Below are 15,905 nucleotides of genomic sequence, written 5' to 3'. Positions count from 1 at the left end.
GGCAGGGCCGGTCCGACTGGATCGGAGCGAGCTTGCCCGTGTCTACGACCCGGGCCATCCGCTTGCCGATGCAACCGGTCACTACGACGGCTCGAATGTCGATCTGGTGATCGAAATCGCTGACGCGCGCGAAGCGCAGCGCAGCTACGAGGCGAACCTCAGGATGTTCGACCAGACGCGTCAGATGACGCAAGGCCTGTTCGACCTTCTGCGCCGATAGGGGAGATCCAGAATGGATGTGAAAACCTCTTTCGTGAACCAGGCCTATGCGAACGCCCGCAGTGCCGCCGCCCCTCAGCCAAAGGCAGGGGCGGCGGAGCAGGGTTTCACTCGGCTGGCCGGCAATTTTATGGAGGCGCTGCAAGAGCACGAGGCCACGGCCCGTTCCGCGATGACGGGAGGTGCCGATCCGCATGCTCTCGTGCAGGCGCTGGCCTCCTCGCAGCTGGCCGTCGAGACGGTGGCAACCGTGAGGGACCGGGTCGTCGAAGCCTACCAGGAAATCCTGAGGATGCCGGTATGACCGGGGGCCTGACCGAACCGATGATCTACGACCTCACGCGCCAGAGTCTCTGGGTCGCCGTCGTGATCTCGGCCCCGGTTCTCACCGTGGCTCTGGTCGTCGGCGTCGTTATCGGCCTGTTCCAGGCGCTGACCTCGGTCCAGGAGATGACGCTGACCTTTGTGCCCAAGGCCGCTGCGATCGTCGCGGTCTTCTGGCTTTCGATGGGCTTCATGACAACGAGTCTTGTCGCCTTCTTCACCGACTCGCTTGTTCCGCTGATTTCGGGGGACTGACATGGACGCCGCCGGTTACGCCACCCTCAACCGCCAATCGGGCCTGATGCGCGAAATGGGCGTCGTGGCGAACAACATCGCCAATTCCTCGACCACCGGCTTCCGCCGCGAGGGTGTCGTCTTCTCCGAATTCATCGCGGCCACGGATGAGGGGCCGTCCCTGTCAATGGCCCATGCCAGCGGTCGCCATGTCGACCTGTCCCAGGCAACGGTCAGCCAGACCGGCGGTCAGTTTGACCTGGCCATCCAGGGGGAAGGCTTCTTTCTGGTCCAGACACCGCAGGGCGACCGACTGACCCGGGCGGGAAGCTTTGTGCCTTCGCCCGAGGGCGAATTGATGACGCCAGACGGCTTCCGACTTCTCGACGCCGGCGGCGCACCGGTCCTTGTTCCGCCCCAGGCGCGCGGCATCGCGATTGCCCAGGACGGCACGCTATCGGCAGAGGGTCAGCCCATCGCCCAGATCGGGCTGTGGCAACCCAGCGATTCGCTGTCGCTCAGGCACCAGTCGGGCACTCTCTTCTCAGCCGGCGCGGTGGAGCCTGCGGAGGATGCCAGGATCCTGCAAGGCATGCTCGAGGACAGCAATGTCGAACCGGTGTCCGAGATCGCGCGGATGATCGAGGTGCAACGGGCCTATGAGCTTGGGCAGAAGTTTCTCGACGCAGAAGACGAACGTGTCCGTGGCGTCATCACGACCCTCGGTCGATAGGAGCCCGCAATGAAGGCATTGCAAATCGCCGCGACCGGAATGGCTGCCCAGCAGATGAAGGTCGATGTCGTGTCGAACAACCTCGCGAACATGTCCACCACCGGCTACAACCCCCGCCGCGCGGACTTTGCCGATCTCACCTATCAGCAACTCGCGCGTCCCGGCAGTGTTTCGTCCGTGGATGGCAACATGCTTCCGACAGGCGTCCAGGTCGGGCTTGGCGTCCGCCCGGCAGCGGTCTCCGTGGTTGTCGGCCAGGGGACCCTCGAGGCTACCGGAGGTGACCTCGACCTCGCCATCGATGGCAACGGCTATCTCGAGGTGCAATTGCCGTCGGGGTCGATCGGCTACACGCGCGACGGTGCGCTCAAACGGTCCGCCGACGGGTTGATCGTAACCTCCGACGGCTTTCCGGTTGTTCCCGGCATCACCATTCCCGCCGATGCGCGTGGCTTGACCATCAGCCCGTCCGGCGAGGTCTGGGCCGACTTTGCCGATCGCGTTGACCCCGAGCTGATCGGCCAGCTGACGTTGTCGTCCTTCCCGAACGAGAAGGGTCTGGAGGCGATCGGGTCGAACCTGTTCCTCGAAAGTCCGGCGTCTGGCGCGGCGTTTTCGGGGATGCCCGGTGTGGATGGCTTGGGGACGCTCCGCCACGGCTACCTGGAAGGCAGTTCGGTCGACGCTGTCCGGGAAGTCACCGAACTGATCAAGGCGCAGCGCGGCTACGAACTGAACGCCAAGGTCATCACGGCGGCCGATCAGATGCTGGCAGCGACGACGCAGGTGCGCTGATGTGGCGGCTGCTCCCTCTTCTCTTCCTCTCGCAGCCTGCCCTCGCCGAGAGCGTGGTTGCGACCCGGACGATCCGGGCGAAGGCTGTGGTACAGCCCGAAGACCTGACCGTTGTGGCCGCCGAACTCCCCGGGTCGATTCAGGACCCGTCGGTCGCGGTCGGCCTGGAGGCGCGCGTTACGATCTACGCCGGAAAAGCGGTGCGTCTTGCCGATCTGGGTCAGCCGACGCTGGTCGAACGCAATCAGCTGGTGACCCTCGTCTACCTGTCAGGCGGACTGGCCATCGCTGCCGAGGGGCGCTCGCTGGGCCGCGCTGCGGAAGGCGAGGTGCTGCGGGTCATCAACCTCGACTCACGAAACACGGTCACGGGTCGGGTCGGCCCTGACGGAACAGTCTACGTCGGATGGAAAGAATAACATGATGAAGCGGATCTGGATGGTTTCGGTCCTGGCTGTCGCCGGGTGCGGCAAGCTCGAACAGGTGGGTCGCGCGCCAGAGTTCTCGGACCTTTCAGGCAGCAACCAGCACTATGCGATGAGCGCGGCGGAACTGCCCGAGGACAGTGCGCCGCAGAGGGAGACGGTTGCTTCCTCGCTGTGGAGCGCGGGGGATGACGCCCTCTTCGGTGATCGTCGTGCTGCAGGCCGCGGTGACATCCTGACCGTCGTGATCGAGATGAACGACAGCGCGAGCGTCACAAATTCGACGGGTCGGAACCGAAGCGGTCAGCAGTCTTCCGGTCTGCCCGACTTCCTCGGCATTCCGCAGCGGATCAACGAGGCGCTGCCGGATGGCGCCAGCATGGATGAGGCCTACGCGGCGAAGTCCTCGTCAACCTTCAAGGGGTCCGGTTCCGTCAACCGGTCGGAAAAGCTGACGTTGCGCATAGCCGCGACGGTCATTGACGAGCTTCCGAATGGCGTGCTGCGGATCGAGGGTCAGCAGGAAGTGCGCGTGAACTTCGAACTCAGGGAACTGATCGTGACCGGCTATGTGCGACCCAACGACATTTCGCGCCAGAACGAGATCACCTATGACAAGATCGCCGGGGCCAGGATCTCCTATGGCGGTCGCGGGCAGATCACCGACATGCAGCAGCCCACCTACGGCCAGCAGGTCGCCGACATCGTGATGCCCTTCTGATCATGTTCGGCAAGATCCTCCCCATTCTGTTTGCCGTGATGGGTCTCGGTGGCGGCGTCGGTGCCGGACTGCTCTTGCGTCCGGCGGTCGAGGAGGGAGGCGAGGCTGCCAGCCCGGCAGTCGAGGGCCATGCTCAAGAGTCCGAGGGCGACGGCCATGCAGCCACCGAGGAGGGCCACGTCGAAGGCGCGCCCGAATATATCAAGATGAACAATCAGTTCGTCATCCCGGTGGTCAAGGAAGGACGTGTCGCCTCCATGGTCGTCCTTTCCCTTTCGCTTGAGGTTGCGGCAGGCAACACCGAAGCCGTCTACCAGCGCGAACCGAAGCTTCGGGATGCCTTCCTTCAGGTTCTCTTCGATCACGCCAATGTCGGTGGCTTCTCCGGATCCTTTACCGACGGGTCGAACCTTGTGGTCCTGCGCACGAGTCTGAAAGAGGCGGCGGCGCTGGTCCTGGGAAGCGTGGTCACAAATGTCCTGATCACCGACATTGCGCGGCAGGACGGCTGACCACGTCTTTCCGATGGTCCATCTGGCTCTGGCTCGTCGGGGCGGGCCAGAAGTCCTACCCTGACGTTCGACGCCCGGACAGGGCCTGCAGTGCCTGGACCCGGCCGAACGCCATCTGTGCGGCATCGCGAGCTTCGAGCCATTCTGCCGTCTGACGGGCGATGACCGTGTTCAGCTCCGCACGACGCATGTCCGCCCAACGCTCATAGCCAAGGCCGACCCGGGTTGCCATGATCGGCTCGAGATCGACCGGCTGCCCGCTCTGGTTGATCGCATCCAGCTGCATCCGGCTTTGATCCAGCCGTGCCTTGCTGGAGCGCAAGCGGCCGAGACTGTGGTCGAATGCCATCTTGGCAAGTTCCAACAGTCGGGCCATGTCCTGATCCCGTTTCATGGTCTTCTGGCCTTGCGTCGCATCGCATCGGCAAAGCGGATGGCAGCGGCGATCGCCCGGTAATGCTCGGTGCGGATTTCCTGTCCGATCCTGACGGACGCGTGGATCGCCCTGGCCGTCGGGGGGTCGCTGTGGATCGGCACACCGGATTCGGCGGCGCGCTCGCGGATCTTGCGGGCGATCTCGTCGACACCCTTTGCGACGCATACAGGCGCATTGCCGCGCTTGCGATCCCACTTCAGCGCAACGGCATAGTGCGTCGGGTTGACGACGACCACGTCGGCGGTTCGGACATCGGCCAGCATGCGATTCGTCGCGACTTCCTGCGCTCGCTGCCGCCGGGCCGATTTCAGATGCGGGTCACCCTCGCTTTCCTTGAATTCGTCCAGCATCTCCTTGCGCGACATGCGATGACGACGTCGGTGTTGGCTGACCTGCCACAGATAGTCGATCCCGCCGACAGCAAGCTGGATCGCGAACAGGATCAGCAGGAATTCCAGCAGTATGCGGGCCATCAGGGCAGCCGACATGGCTGGGCTCAAATAGATGCTGGACAGGATGTCCTCCATCCGACCGGCAAGGAGGAGGTAGAGCACCAGTCCGACAAGCGCCAGCTTGGCCACGCCCTTGGCGAATTCGACCAGTCCATCCGAGCCGAACTTGTGCCTTGCCGTGGCGACGAGAGAGATGCGCGACAGTCTTGGCGCGAGTTTTCCGGGGGCCAGGACGATGCCTCTGCTGACGACCAGCATTGCAAGGACAAGTACCGGTGCAAGCAGGAGAAGAGATAGGGGCGGAAGCGCAAGTCCGAGGACGGTTCCCCAGAAGATTCCCCTGCCCCCTGTGGCCACCAGAGCGGAAAGCCGGTCGGCCTGGTCGATAAGCACCATGCCTGCGGTTCCCGCGCGTTCCGCTGCCCAACCGCCGAAGCTGAACAATGCCAGCAGAAACCCTCCCGTGGCGGTCGCCGTCTGCAGGTCGACCGACCGCGGAATGTCACCTTCCCTTCTGGCATGGTCGAGTTTCTGCTGAGAGGCCTCGTGTTCCTTCTCACCGGCATCTTCCTCTTCGCCACTCATGGAACGGCTCCGAAAGGTGCTGCCATGTGATCGGACAAGGCGGCAAGCCAGACCATGAGGATGACCGGCGCAGCGACCGCGAGCATCGCCATGCCCCCAAGCGTCAAAGCCGGAGCACCGACCATGGAAACCATGAGCGTCGGCATGGCCCGGTTGATGGCGCCGAGCGCGAGATTGTAGAGGACCGAGGCTATGACGAAGGGCGCGCTCAGCGTGAACGCCAAGCCGAAGCACCTGCCGATCAGGGCGACGCTCCAGTCTGCCGCCTCGGACGACAGTGGCAGACGGGCGGCCGGAAGGAAATCATAGGACAGCATCACGAGCTGAGCGGCGCGGACATGGAGCCCTGAGATCATGGCCAGCGCGATCCCGGCCATCGTGAGCAGATTGCCGATCGCCGGTTGTGGCTCGGGCGCAGCACCAGCAAACAGCTGGGACAGCGTCGTCGCCTGCGCGATGATTGCGGCTGCGGTCGTGAGGGCGACCAGAAACAGTCTCAGGCCGATTCCCAGAATCAGCCCCGAGACGGCCTCGCTGCCAAGGGCGAGAAAGGTGGGCCCGGGCATGTCGGATGCCAGGCGTTCCGCAAGCATTGGCGACAGGACGATGGCGAATGCAACCACCAATGCAAGCTTGACCCGCTGTGGAACGACCGGATCACCCAGCCCCGGCATCAGGGCAACCATGGCCCCGACACGCACGAAAACCAGTGTTGCTGCCCAAGCCAGCCCCTCGGCGAGATCGAGAAGCCGCGATAGTTCGGAGAGTATTCCCGTCATGCCGGCACCTGGCCAAGAAGCGCGGGGCGGGCGTCGGTGCTGATCTCCTCGTAGGACAGAACCGGCATCTGCAGCCCCTTTGCCTGGACGACGGTACGCAGGAATCGCCTTCGACCGACCGAAGTGACAAGCGCAGGGTAGATGCCTGCTTCGGCCGCTCGGTTCATCCGTTCGGTCAACCCGTTGGCAAGGCGGGCAAAAAGCTCGGGTGGAAGGGCGACATCCCGCTGGCCGCGGTCGCCATCGATCTGGTAGCTTGCAAAGGTCTTTTCCCAGTCGGGTGCAAGCTGGATCAGGGGAATGGATCCGTCCGGCCGCTTGAGGTCAGCCACGATCTGGAAACCGAGCCGCTGACGGACATGCTCGCAGATGGCTTCCGGCGATCCGAGGCCGCGGGCCTCCGCCACAGCCTCGAGGATCAGAGGCAGGTTGCGGATCGACACCCGTTCGTCGAGGAGCAGCCGCAGGACGGCGTGCAGGAGATCCATCGGCACCTTGTCCGGCAGAAGATCGTCGAGAAGCCTGCGGTTTGCCTCGGCGCGGGCGGGATCGGACAGGCGCACGAACTCGTCGAGGAGCCTGCGCAGGCTGCGCAGGGTCAGGAGGCGCGACAGGTTGCCCTTGAGGACTTCAAGCAGATGGGTGGCCAGAACCTCGGTTGGTGTTACCACTGTAAGGCCTGACAGGGCCGCATCTTCCTGCTGGTCCGGGCGGATCCAGCGGGCGGGCGCGCCGTAGACCGGCTCTCGGGTGTCGAGCCCGTCGGGGGCGGGGACGCCGTCGCTCAGGAGTACCAGGACGCGGTCGGGAATGAGGGTGTCGCAGACCCTTTCGACCCCTTGCAGTCGGATCCGGTACTGACCCGGTGCAAGCGAGCCCTCGTCGGTCAGTCGGATTTCGGGGAGGATCAGGCCAAAGGTTGTGGCGACATGATTGCGCATGTTGGCGATGCGGCTGTCCAGGCCGGTGGCCGGATCCAGAACCATGGCCACGAGGTTCGGGGCGAATTCGATATGAATGTCATCGAAGTCCAGAAGATCGCCCATCGACCTGGGCCTCGAAGGTTCGAGGGTCGCGACATCGGCGTCAGTAGCCTGCGGTTCCGGCTGCGACCGAAAGTAGGCAAACGCACCAAGTGCGACCGCCGCCAGCATGAAAGGCAGGAACGGCATACCCGGGACAAGCGCAAAGAGGCCCATAAGGGCGGCGACTGTCCCCAGTGCCCCAGGATAGCGGCCCAGTTGCGCAAAGAACGAGATGTCCGCGGTTCCCTTCTGACTGCCCTTCGCCAAGAGAAGCGCTGCCGCGACCGAAATGATGACGGCGGGTATCTGGCTGACCAGTCCATCCCCGACAGTCAGGATCGTGTAGGTCTCGAACGCCGTTCTTGCATCGACTCCGTGGATGAAGATTCCGACGACCAGCCCCATGATTATGTTCAGGGTAGTGATCAACAGCCCGGCGATCGCATCGCCCTTGACGAACTTCGACGCGCCGTCGAGCGAGCCGAAGAAAGTCGTTTCAGCAAGTTCCTGTTCGCGTCGCTGCTTTGCCTCGGCATGATCGATCGCTCCGGCCGACATGTCCGCATCGATGGCGAGCTGACGCCCGGGCATGCCGTCAAGGGCGAAGCGGGCTCCGACCTCGGCCATCCGCCCGGCTCCCTTGGTGATCACGATGAAATTGACGATCAGGAGGACAATGAAGATCACCAGCCCAAGGATCAGGTCGCCTCCCATGATGAACTGGGCAAAGCCTTCGATGACATGACCGGCCGCATCGGTACCCGTGTGACCCTGGCCGATGATCAGCTTTGTGGACGAGACGTTCAGTGCGAGGCGCAACAGGAGGGACGCAAGCAGGATCGTCGGAAAGGCCGAGAAATCCAGCGGGCGATCGATGAACAGGGTGACGGTGAGCATCAGGATCGCCAGGGCGAAAGACAGGGCAAGCCCGATGTCCAGCATCCACGATGGAACGGGCAGGATCATCATCACGATCACGGCCATCAGTCCGATCGCCAGAAGGATCGTGGGTCGCAGCATCGAATGGAACGGAAAGCTGTAGGCCATTTCATGGCCCCCCGATCAGCGGGCGCAGACTTGCCGTCGCTGAGAACAGCGAGCCGTTCCGACCCGAGCCTCCCGCAAGGAGCAATGGAAAGCTGTTCTTTCGGTCCGGCAAGGCCGGCTCTTCGATCACGGGTTCTCCGGAAAATCGCGCGTAGGCGGTCTCGAATTTCCCCTGATACGCTGCAGCGTATTCTGGCGTCGCCGAATGATACGCGGCGGCGGCCAGCGCCCAGTCCCCTGAGCGCGCATAGAGTTTCGCCAGATATTCGGCAGCGTAACTGGCGTTGCGGACGGGGTCCAGCATCTCGTCTATCGAGGCGAAGGCCTCCGCATGCCAGCGATAGTTCAGCTGGAAACAGCCCAGGTCCAGATTTGTAGCCCCGTCGCGCAGCGCACGGGCAACACTGTCCACTGCTTCACCCGGGCTGTCGAACCATTGCCCGTCGCCGCCGAAGTTGACCGTCCACGGCCATGGCTGACCGTTACGGCCGCTTTCCACCGTCGTGATTGCAAGGAGGACGGCATAGGGTACACCGCTGTGAACCGAGGCCGTGGCCGCCGCTTCCCGGCAAAGGTCCGAGGGATTGCCCATCGAATTGCCAGGAACCGGCGCCAGAAGCGGAACTGCGAAGACAAGGAAGAGTCTGACGGTTGCTGCTTTGCCGAAGGTCATCTTCTCACTTCTCTGCATGGAGCCAGACCCTGCATTCTGCCGGGCACCCGTCGACCCTACCGGGGAATTCTTTATGCATGGTTAGTGGGTTCACTCGCCCGCAGGCGGGTTTACCGAGTCGAGCAGCGCCTTGATCGCGGTGCGTGAGGCGAGGCTCGCTTCCATCGTGGAAGCAGCGCGCCCGAGAAGACCGGAGGTCGCATCCGGTTCCAGCCGCATCGAGGTAAGGGCAGGGTCACGCCATGCTTCCGGCACTGGGGAGTCTGCCGAAGCCGCCACGCCTCGCCACAGCTCGACCCTGGCCGCGTCATCCGGTTTCCCCGCAGACGACAACGCGGCGGCAGCTGCGGGAAGATCGTTCAGCCGCAAGAGGGCTTGTGCGCGGACAGCAGCACCCTTCGGGTCGTCCAGCCCCGCAAGCAGCTGCACTACGGATCGCGCATCACCGAGCCGGAGCAGAGCCGCCGCCGCCACCAATCTCCGCTGTGGCGGGTCGGCTACCGATACCTGACCGGTCCAGACCAACGCAGCGTCAGGAAAGCCCAAATCCAGCAGGCGCTTGGCAATATCCAGTTCAAGGTTCTGCGTGACTTTCGGCGGGACTGCATCGGCGGGAAGCACGGCGTGCCGCAAGAACGTGTCGTCATCTGCCCGCGACGCTGCGACCCGCCAAAGATCGGCGATCACGTCCTCCGCAAGGCCCTGATAGCCGAAGGCGGCATCGAACTGGTCTGACAGGGCGAGAGAAAGGACGATCGCGCGCTTGACCTGTTCACCACGGGCCGTATCTCCGATCTCGCCCCGAAACGAGCCTAGCGTTTCTGCCACCTCCGCTTCCAAGGGTTGGAGCTTCCGAAAATGCGCTTCGACCAGCGTCACCAGGCCATCCGCGTTGTTGCCATCCAGAGCCACGGCATCGGCTGCATGGCGCTGGGCGGAGTCCGAATTGCCAAGATGCAGATCGCTTGCGGCGTCCAGCAGCGCGATCGACTGCGCCTCGGCATTGGGGGTTCGCGCCATGGCGTCGCGAACCATGCGAGCGGCATCTGGATCGCCGACCGCGAGGAAACGTTCCGCCAAGCCCGTGCCAAGGTGGTTGCGCAGGTGCGGTGGCAAGGCCAGAAAGGCGCGCAGGATTGCCGCGCGGTTGATCCCTTTGTGCCGAGGCAGACGGTCGCGGGCCAGCGCCGCCCAAAGCGCCGCCGGACCATCGCAATCAAGCATCATGGCAAATGGCGTTGCGGGATCGGGCTCACCATCAATGATCCTGCCCATCGATTTGTAGAGAGACAGGGTTTCGGCTTCGCGTGTGTCGGACATGAGTCCAGCCATTTGCACGGCCTCGGCGCCGAAGCCGAGATGCAGATGCAGGCGGACGGAGCGAAGGATGGCGTCGGGGTCGATCTGATCGAATTCCCCGTACAGTCCCGACCGCGCCGAAGCCAACAGATCCACCGGCGAACCCGACTCGCCCCAGGCCTGGATATCCAGCAGCGTCTCGTCCGCGCAGTTCGATGCGGATGCGGGTTCGCTTCGGGGGGTGCCGGGAAGGTTGACGGAAAGGCCGGGTTGCTCCCCGATGCGGACGCCGGACCAGGGCAGGTCGCCGACCCCTCTCCGGGGAGTTCCGGATGGCCCGACCGGCAGTCGCAGGTCAACGAGTCCATCCGCCGCGCCTCGGGCGAGCTGCTCCAGAAGCTCGGTGCGCAAAGGATCCAGCGAAACGCCACCGGTTGCCAGGGGCAAAGGCAATGGCTGCGTCTGCTCGGACGGACCCCAGGCAGCCCGTCGGCCCAGCCAGCTGTACTTGGGAGACGGCGTGGAAACGGGCGCTGGCTCCGCGGCAGGCTTTGTCATCCAGCGGCTTTCAAAGCTGGACTCGAATGCGGATGACTGCGGAGCCTCGCCTGGCTTGATGTCCAGAACAACGACGCCTGGCCGGTACTCAAAGGGAAAGATGTGGCAATCACAGCCGATGCTCAGCCGAAGGGTTCCGGTGTCGGGATCCGTGGCGATATTGGCTGCGCGCGCACGCGTGATCCTCTGCCAGACATTGGAAAGATCGTAGTCCGGCTGCTTCCTGTCCACGGTTGCGAAGGCATATCCGCCTTCCGCGCGACCGAGTATCCACTCGGTCGTGTGCGGAAGTTCGACGACCAGACGGGTGAAACTGCCATGCTCGCCAGAATAGACGCGAGCGGTTTCAGCACTGACGGGAACTGCAATGCACAGAAGGATCAGGGCAAGACGGATCACGCGGCCTCCTGTTTCAGGTTCCGCATGGCTTCTTCCAGGTCTCCGAATCCGGGCCGGACGTGGTGCGGCGTGTTCTGGCGGCCGACTTCGATGCAGATGTTGGCCGGGTGCCGGTGGAGGTTTGCGATCAGCACCTCGCGGATAAGCTGGTAGAAATGGATATCCTCCTCGACAACGGCCTTCACCCGCGCCGCGAAGGGCCCCATCAGGCCGTAGGCGAGAAACACGCCGAGGAAAGTCCCGACCAGCGCGCCGCCGATCATCTTGCCCAGCACTTCGGGAGGCTGGTCGATCGACCCCATCGTCTTGATGACGCCCAGCACGGCCGCAACGATGCCAAGCGCGGGCAAGCCGTCGGCGACCGTCTGCAGGGCATGGCTGGAATGCATCGCGTGGTGCAACGTGGCCTCCATGCGTTTGTCCAGAACTTCCTCGACCTGATGAGGGTCGTCGTAGTTCATCGAGGCCGCACGCAGGGTGTCGCAGATGAGATCCATCGCCTCGTGGTCATGCTGGATGCGCGGATATTTTCCGATGATCGCCGAGCTGTGCGGCGACTCGATGTGCTCCTCAAGCGCAACGGGGTTGGCGCGGGCAAGGCGGATCAGCTCGAAGAGAAGGCACAACAGATCGCGATAGTCGTCCGGCTTCCACTTCGGGCCTCTGAACACCTTGCCGATGTCCTTCATCGTGTGCTTGACCCCTGTCAAGTCGTTCGAGATCAGGAAGGCACCGATGGCCGCCCCGCCGATCATGACCAGCTCGAACGGAAGTGCTTTCAGAATGATGCCCATCTTGCCGCCGGCCATCACATAGCCGCCGAACACCATGACGAGGATAACGGCAATGCCGACGAAGCCGAGCATGGGAAAGTCCTGCTGTCTGTTCAGGCAGGCAGTATCCGCCCGCCGGGTTAACACTCTCTGACCGGAGACCTAGTCCTTGGGGGCGGCGGCGTTGCGGCCGGCGACGATGACACTGACCCCGTAGGCCGCCTCCGACGACATCCCCGAAAGGATGGCGGCTGCCGCCTCGGGAGGCATCCGGCCAAGAAAGCCCGCGGCAAATTCGGGAGACATGGTCTCGAACAGGGCGGCCGCGTCCTTGGGTTTCATCGCCTGATAGACCGCCGTAAGTTTCTGGATGTCCTTCTCGGCAGCACCGTCGGCCAGGGCGATCGTTGCCTTGAGCTCCTCCTCGACGCTTCGCAGCTCTTCCATTCGCTGGGCGATTGCCGCATCGGCGACCGCCAGGGCTGCCAGCCGATCCTTCAGCGATGCTTCCTGCGCTGCGATCCGCTCTTCGCGAAGCGTCATGGCCTGCGCGAGGGCACTCGGCATCTCGCAACGGGTGGGTTCCGGCTGTCCCTGCACGGTATCGGCTTCGGACTTCGCCAGAGCCGCCCCCACGCCGGATCCAAGGCGCAATGCCCCGGACGAGGCGAACAGCATGGCCACCACGAACAGGGCGCCTTGTCCCAGACGGCGGCTCATTCCGCGGCCTCCAGTGCACTGCGCGGACTGCGGCGGCGCACAAGCCGCAGCCGGCGTTCGTCTGCCCCTGGTGGCTCGGTCGCAGTCGGCGCCGCAGATGCTGCCGCCGGATCCGGGAGATCGTGGAGCGAGGCGACCAGAAGCTCCAGCTTGCGGGCAACCGCCTCGCCCCGAGCTGTCAGGGCCTCCAGGCTTTCGGCGGACCCGTTGGCCGCCGACCTCGCCTTTTCAAGGGCGACGGTCATGTCGTCGACCTGTGCGGACAGAACCGCGATGGCCCCGCCCATCCCGGATTCGAGCGTCGTGAACCGCTTCAGGCGATTCGACAGGACAAAGCAGTAGATGGCGGCGCCGAAAGAGCCGGCCATAAGCAGGATGTCTGAAATCATGTCCATGGCGCTCCGCCTCAGTTCAGCACGAATTCGGTGATCAGAAGGTCGCGCACCCGTCCCTCGCCGGTGACGACCTGGATACGCCGCAACATCTGCGCCCGCAGTCGCGCCATGGCCTGAGGGTCCTCGATCGAGGCGGAGTCGATGGCGCGGAGATAGCTGTTGAGCACGTCGAGGATCCGCGGCGAAAGCGTGGCGACATCCGCTTGCGCCGTGTCCACGACTTCCAGCTGTGCCGTGAAGCGCAGATGCTCGCTTCCCGAGTCGGGGCCGAGCGAGACGACGATCGTCGGCAATGGAACGAAGGCGACCCCGGTGAGCGGGCCGGGGCCGTGGTCGGCCGGTTCATGACCTCCACCGCCCAGAATCAGGCCCGAGAACGTGGCATAGAAGCCAACCCCGCCAAGCACCAGCGCCAAGGCAAGCCCGACCACCAGGGGTTTCTTCGATCGCTTCTTCGGCTCCTCGTCCAATGTGGCTTCTGCCGTCGCCATGTTCCGTGCCTCCGCTTCGGGATGAGAACGAACATAGATCAAAGGTCACTAACCGATTGTTAAGGCCGACCGGCAAATGTGAGCCAAGGCAGAACGCCGGAGCCGGAGAATCGACTTGCAGAACCTGATCGCCATCTGGACATCGCTTGACCTTCGCCGACGGATCATCCTCGTGGGTGCCACAGTGGCGATGTTCACCGCCGTGCTTGTCCTCAGCCGGATGGCAGGTCGGCCGGAAATGGGTCTGCTCTATGCGGGGCTGGAGCCTTCTGCCGCGGGCGAGGTGGTCGCGGCTCTCGACCAGCAAGGCATCGGCTACGAGATCAGGGGCGATTCGATCCTGGTGGACGTCAGCCGACGGGATGCCCTACGGATGTCCCTTGCGGCCGACGGTTTACCCACGGTGGGCGGCGCTGGCTACGAGCTTCTGGATTCGCTGTCGGGCTTCGGAACCACCTCGCAGATGTTCGACGCGGCCTACTGGCGGGCCAAGGAAGGCGAGATCGCCCGCACGCTTCTCGCCATTCCGCAGATCAGGGCGGCGCGTGTCCACATCGCAAGCGCCCCGAACCGGTCCTTCCGGCCGGAAGGCGCACCGACCGCGTCGGTTACCCTGACCACGGCATCGGGACACCTGGACGAGGCCACGGCAAAGGCGATCCGGCACCTGGTTTCCAGTGCGGTGGCCGGGATGACGCCCGAGGCCGTGCAGATCATCGACACCGTCTCGGGTCTGATCGGCGGCGGAGACGTGCAGGAGTTCGAGTCCGGCAATGCGCAGGACCGTGCCGCTGCGATAAAGGGCAATGTCGAGCGTCTGCTGGCAGCGCGCGTGGGCCCGGGAAAGGCGATTGTCGAGGTCTCCATCGAGCTCAACTCCGATCGGGAGTCGATCACCGAGCGCAAGTTCGATCCTCAAGGCCGCGTGGCCATTTCCTCCGAAACCGAAGAGAAAAGCGGGTCCAGCACCGAACCTGGTGGTGAGGTGACCGTCGCCTCGAATCTGCCGGAAGGCGATGCGACGGCAGGAGCTTCTGGCAAGAGCCAGAACTCCGAAACCCGGGAACGGGTGAACTACGAGGTTTCCGAGACGCAGCGCGAGATCCTGCGCAGCCCAGGTGCCGTGCGCCGGATGACCGTTGCGGTCATGGTGGACGGCGTGGTGACGACCGCCGCAGACGGAACGCGCTCCTGGTCGCCCAGATCCGACGAGGAACTTGCGACCCTGCGGGAGCTGGTGGCTTCCGCTGTGGGCCTGGATGAGGCCCGTGGGGATGTTCTGACACTCAAATCCTTGGAGTTCCAGGAGGTTCCGACACCTCCCGGGACCGAGGCGACAACGGCCAGCATCATTCCGGCGATCGGACAGATCGATGTCATGTCCATCATTCAGACGGCGGTGCTTGCGGCTGTTGCCCTGATCCTGGGGCTTTTCGTTATCCGCCCCGTGCTGGCATCGGCAAACCGGTCGGCCCTGCCGTCGCCCGAGCTTCCGTTGGCGCTTCCAATGGCTACGCCCGCTGATCCTGTTGCCCTGACGGGCGAAGTTGAGGACGGGCTCGACTATGGCGAGTTTGCCGGTGCGGGCCGGTCGACGTTGACCGAGGCGGGAGATGGCACCCAGGAAGACCCGGCTACCCGCCTGCGTCGTCTGATCGAGCAGCGTCAGACCGAGTCGATCGAGATTCTGCGCGGCTGGATGGAACATGACGAGGAGCGTGTCTGATGCCCGCTCTGCGTCTCGAGGTGTTTGACACAGCATCGACGGATGACGGCTCGATCCGGCCGCTGGTCGAGGAGACAGCAGTCGAAGAGGCGAAGGTCGCCGGGTTCGAGCAGGGCTACACGGCCGGCTGGGACGATGCCGTTGCCGCTCAGCAGGGCGATCAGACCCGGATCCGGGCGGATCTCGCGCGAAATCTGCAAAGCCTGGCCTTCACCTTCCAGGACGCGCGCGCCCATGTCCTGAACTCCATCCGACCGCTGGTGCTCGAGATGACAAATCGGCTTCTGCCGGCAATCGCGCGCGAGGCGCTGGCGCCGACCGTTCTCGAAGCGCTGACTCCGCTGGCCGAGGAAATGGCCGATGCGCCCGTGACCCTTGTGCTCAATCCGGCGGTCCGTGGCCAGGTCGAGGGTCTCCTGGCCGAGGCGACAGGCCTTCCGATCGTGGTCGAGGAAGAGCCCTCTTTGCCGGAGGGCCAGGTCTATCTCCGCCTGGGGACAGCCGAGGCGAGTGTCGATCTGTCCCAGGTCACCGCCGACATCGCGGCTGCGGTCCGCGCCTTTTTCACCCTCAACACCTGAGGA

20 protein-coding genes are annotated in these 15,905 nt (G+C 64.1%); 10 read left to right on the top strand and 10 right to left on the bottom strand.

The window, feature by feature from the left end; translation table 11 throughout:
- From ACK4IU_RS10710 to ACK4IU_RS10675, 8 genes are all read left to right on the top strand, one after another.
- Window positions 1–220 (top strand): flagellar basal body rod C-terminal domain-containing protein (locus ACK4IU_RS10710; protein WP_409734785.1); only part of this gene is annotated, 220 nt, incomplete at its 5' end.
- A 12-nt stretch (window positions 221–232) separates the two neighbouring features.
- Entirely contained in the window at window positions 233–523 is a 291-nt protein-coding gene (gene fliE / locus ACK4IU_RS10705) for a flagellar hook-basal body complex protein FliE (RefSeq protein WP_409734782.1), read from the top strand.
- Window positions 520–798, top strand: coding sequence for a flagellar biosynthetic protein FliQ (locus tag ACK4IU_RS10700; protein ID WP_409734779.1), 279 nt, complete (start codon window positions 520–522; stop codon window positions 796–798). Before fliE ends, ACK4IU_RS10700 begins: the two co-directional genes overlap by 4 nt.
- A 1-nt stretch (window position 799) precedes the next feature.
- Window positions 800–1,510, top strand: coding sequence for a flagellar hook-basal body complex protein (locus ACK4IU_RS10695; RefSeq protein ID WP_409734777.1), 711 nt, complete (start codon window positions 800–802; stop codon window positions 1,508–1,510).
- A gap of 9 nt (window positions 1,511–1,519) precedes the next feature.
- Window positions 1,520–2,305 (top strand): flagellar basal-body rod protein FlgG, encoded by a 786-nt coding sequence (gene flgG, locus ACK4IU_RS10690; RefSeq protein WP_409734774.1) that lies wholly within the window; start codon window positions 1,520–1,522, stop codon window positions 2,303–2,305.
- Window positions 2,305–2,724 (top strand): flagellar basal body P-ring formation chaperone FlgA, encoded by a 420-nt coding sequence (gene flgA / locus ACK4IU_RS10685; RefSeq protein ID WP_409734772.1) that lies wholly within the window; start codon window positions 2,305–2,307, stop codon window positions 2,722–2,724. Before flgG ends, flgA begins: the two co-directional genes overlap by 1 nt.
- 1 nt (window position 2,725) lies before the next feature.
- Window positions 2,726–3,451, top strand: a complete 726-nt coding sequence (flgH, locus tag ACK4IU_RS10680; protein WP_409734770.1) for a flagellar basal body L-ring protein FlgH — start codon at window positions 2,726–2,728, stop codon at window positions 3,449–3,451.
- A 2-nt stretch (window positions 3,452–3,453) separates the two neighbouring features.
- Window positions 3,454–3,963, top strand: coding sequence for a flagellar basal body-associated FliL family protein (locus ACK4IU_RS10675; RefSeq protein WP_409734768.1), 510 nt, complete (start codon window positions 3,454–3,456; stop codon window positions 3,961–3,963).
- A 55-nt stretch (window positions 3,964–4,018) separates the two neighbouring features.
- On the opposite strand, the gene ACK4IU_RS10670 is transcribed toward ACK4IU_RS10675, so the two are convergent.
- The 10 genes from ACK4IU_RS10670 to fliL form a co-directional block, all read right to left on the bottom strand.
- Window positions 4,019–4,357, bottom strand: a complete 339-nt coding sequence (locus tag ACK4IU_RS10670) for a hypothetical protein (RefSeq protein WP_409734766.1) — start codon at window positions 4,355–4,357, stop codon at window positions 4,019–4,021.
- Window positions 4,354–5,436, bottom strand: coding sequence for a flagellar biosynthesis protein FlhB (locus tag ACK4IU_RS10665; RefSeq protein WP_409734764.1), 1,083 nt, complete (start codon window positions 5,434–5,436; stop codon window positions 4,354–4,356). The genes ACK4IU_RS10670 and ACK4IU_RS10665 overlap by 4 nt, the downstream gene beginning before the upstream one ends.
- Window positions 5,433–6,215 carry a flagellar biosynthetic protein FliR gene (locus ACK4IU_RS10660; protein WP_409734761.1) on the bottom strand — a complete coding sequence of 261 codons (783 nt, stop codon included), beginning with the start codon at window positions 6,213–6,215 and terminating at the stop codon, window positions 5,433–5,435. Before ACK4IU_RS10660 ends, ACK4IU_RS10665 begins: the two co-directional genes overlap by 4 nt.
- Window positions 6,212–8,287 (bottom strand): flagellar biosynthesis protein FlhA, encoded by a 2,076-nt coding sequence (gene flhA, locus ACK4IU_RS10655; RefSeq protein WP_409734759.1) that lies wholly within the window; start codon window positions 8,285–8,287, stop codon window positions 6,212–6,214. The genes ACK4IU_RS10660 and flhA overlap by 4 nt, the downstream gene beginning before the upstream one ends.
- A 1-nt stretch (window position 8,288) precedes the next feature.
- Window positions 8,289–8,960, bottom strand: a complete 672-nt coding sequence (locus ACK4IU_RS10650; RefSeq protein ID WP_409734757.1) for a transglycosylase SLT domain-containing protein — start codon at window positions 8,958–8,960, stop codon at window positions 8,289–8,291.
- Between the two features lie 90 nt (window positions 8,961–9,050).
- The gene (locus ACK4IU_RS10645) at window positions 9,051–11,216 is read right to left on the bottom strand and encodes a hypothetical protein (protein ID WP_409734754.1); all 2,166 of its coding nucleotides are present in this window, start codon (window positions 11,214–11,216) and stop codon (window positions 9,051–9,053) included.
- Window positions 11,213–12,082 (bottom strand): flagellar motor stator protein MotA, encoded by an 870-nt coding sequence (gene motA, locus ACK4IU_RS10640; protein WP_409734751.1) that lies wholly within the window; start codon window positions 12,080–12,082, stop codon window positions 11,213–11,215. The genes ACK4IU_RS10645 and motA overlap by 4 nt, the downstream gene beginning before the upstream one ends.
- Window positions 12,083–12,151: 69 nt before the next feature.
- On the bottom strand, window positions 12,152–12,667 hold the full coding sequence (locus ACK4IU_RS10635) for a MotE family protein (protein WP_409734749.1): 516 nt from the start codon (window positions 12,665–12,667) through the stop codon (window positions 12,152–12,154).
- 38 nt (window positions 12,668–12,705) lie between these two features.
- The gene (locus ACK4IU_RS10630; RefSeq protein ID WP_409734747.1) at window positions 12,706–13,104 is read right to left on the bottom strand and encodes a hypothetical protein; all 399 of its coding nucleotides are present in this window, start codon (window positions 13,102–13,104) and stop codon (window positions 12,706–12,708) included.
- A gap of 11 nt (window positions 13,105–13,115) precedes the next feature.
- Window positions 13,116–13,595: a flagellar basal body-associated protein FliL gene (gene fliL, locus ACK4IU_RS10625; protein ID WP_409734745.1), complete on the bottom strand. Its 480-nt coding sequence runs from the start codon at window positions 13,593–13,595 to the stop codon at window positions 13,116–13,118.
- 115 nt (window positions 13,596–13,710) lie between these two features.
- On the opposite strand from fliL, the gene fliF reads away from it, so the two are divergent.
- Together fliF and ACK4IU_RS10615 are read left to right on the top strand one after the other, a co-directional pair.
- Entirely contained in the window at window positions 13,711–15,321 is a 1,611-nt protein-coding gene (gene fliF / locus ACK4IU_RS10620; protein WP_409734743.1) for a flagellar basal-body MS-ring/collar protein FliF, read from the top strand.
- On the top strand, window positions 15,321–15,902 hold the full coding sequence (locus ACK4IU_RS10615; protein ID WP_409734741.1) for a flagellar biosynthesis protein: 582 nt from the start codon (window positions 15,321–15,323) through the stop codon (window positions 15,900–15,902). Before fliF ends, ACK4IU_RS10615 begins: the two co-directional genes overlap by 1 nt.
- Window positions 15,903–15,905: the final 3 nt, after the last annotated feature.

The sequence above is a fragment of the Tabrizicola flagellatus genome, from assembly GCF_046295235.1.
Taxonomy (GTDB): domain Bacteria; phylum Pseudomonadota; class Alphaproteobacteria; order Rhodobacterales; family Rhodobacteraceae; genus Tabrizicola; species Tabrizicola flagellata_A.
Note: the sequence above shows the minus strand (reverse complement) of the source record. Positions and strands in the feature narration are given on the sequence as shown.

Coding starts and splice junctions, on each gene's coding strand:
- fliE (WP_409734782.1), top strand. CDS start 233: ATGGATGTGAAAACCTCTTTCGTGAACCAGGCCTATGCGAACGCCCGC.
- ACK4IU_RS10700 (WP_409734779.1), top strand. CDS start 520: ATGACCGGGGGCCTGACCGAACCGATGATCTACGACCTCACGCGCCAG.
- ACK4IU_RS10695 (WP_409734777.1), top strand. CDS start 800: ATGGACGCCGCCGGTTACGCCACCCTCAACCGCCAATCGGGCCTGATG.
- flgG (WP_409734774.1), top strand. CDS start 1,520: ATGAAGGCATTGCAAATCGCCGCGACCGGAATGGCTGCCCAGCAGATG.
- flgA (WP_409734772.1), top strand. CDS start 2,305: ATGTGGCGGCTGCTCCCTCTTCTCTTCCTCTCGCAGCCTGCCCTCGCC.
- flgH (WP_409734770.1), top strand. CDS start 2,726: ATGATGAAGCGGATCTGGATGGTTTCGGTCCTGGCTGTCGCCGGGTGC.
- ACK4IU_RS10675 (WP_409734768.1), top strand. CDS start 3,454: ATGTTCGGCAAGATCCTCCCCATTCTGTTTGCCGTGATGGGTCTCGGT.
- ACK4IU_RS10670 (WP_409734766.1), bottom strand. CDS start 4,357: ATGAAACGGGATCAGGACATGGCCCGACTGTTGGAACTTGCCAAGATG.
- ACK4IU_RS10665 (WP_409734764.1), bottom strand. CDS start 5,436: ATGAGTGGCGAAGAGGAAGATGCCGGTGAGAAGGAACACGAGGCCTCT.
- ACK4IU_RS10660 (WP_409734761.1), bottom strand. CDS start 6,215: ATGACGGGAATACTCTCCGAACTATCGCGGCTTCTCGATCTCGCCGAG.
- flhA (WP_409734759.1), bottom strand. CDS start 8,287: ATGGCCTACAGCTTTCCGTTCCATTCGATGCTGCGACCCACGATCCTT.
- ACK4IU_RS10650 (WP_409734757.1), bottom strand. CDS start 8,960: ATGACCTTCGGCAAAGCAGCAACCGTCAGACTCTTCCTTGTCTTCGCA.
- motA (WP_409734751.1), bottom strand. CDS start 12,082: ATGCTCGGCTTCGTCGGCATTGCCGTTATCCTCGTCATGGTGTTCGGC.
- ACK4IU_RS10635 (WP_409734749.1), bottom strand. CDS start 12,667: ATGCTGTTCGCCTCGTCCGGGGCATTGCGCCTTGGATCCGGCGTGGGG.
- ACK4IU_RS10630 (WP_409734747.1), bottom strand. CDS start 13,104: ATGGACATGATTTCAGACATCCTGCTTATGGCCGGCTCTTTCGGCGCC.
- fliL (WP_409734745.1), bottom strand. CDS start 13,595: ATGGCGACGGCAGAAGCCACATTGGACGAGGAGCCGAAGAAGCGATCG.
- ACK4IU_RS10615 (WP_409734741.1), top strand. CDS start 15,321: ATGCCCGCTCTGCGTCTCGAGGTGTTTGACACAGCATCGACGGATGAC.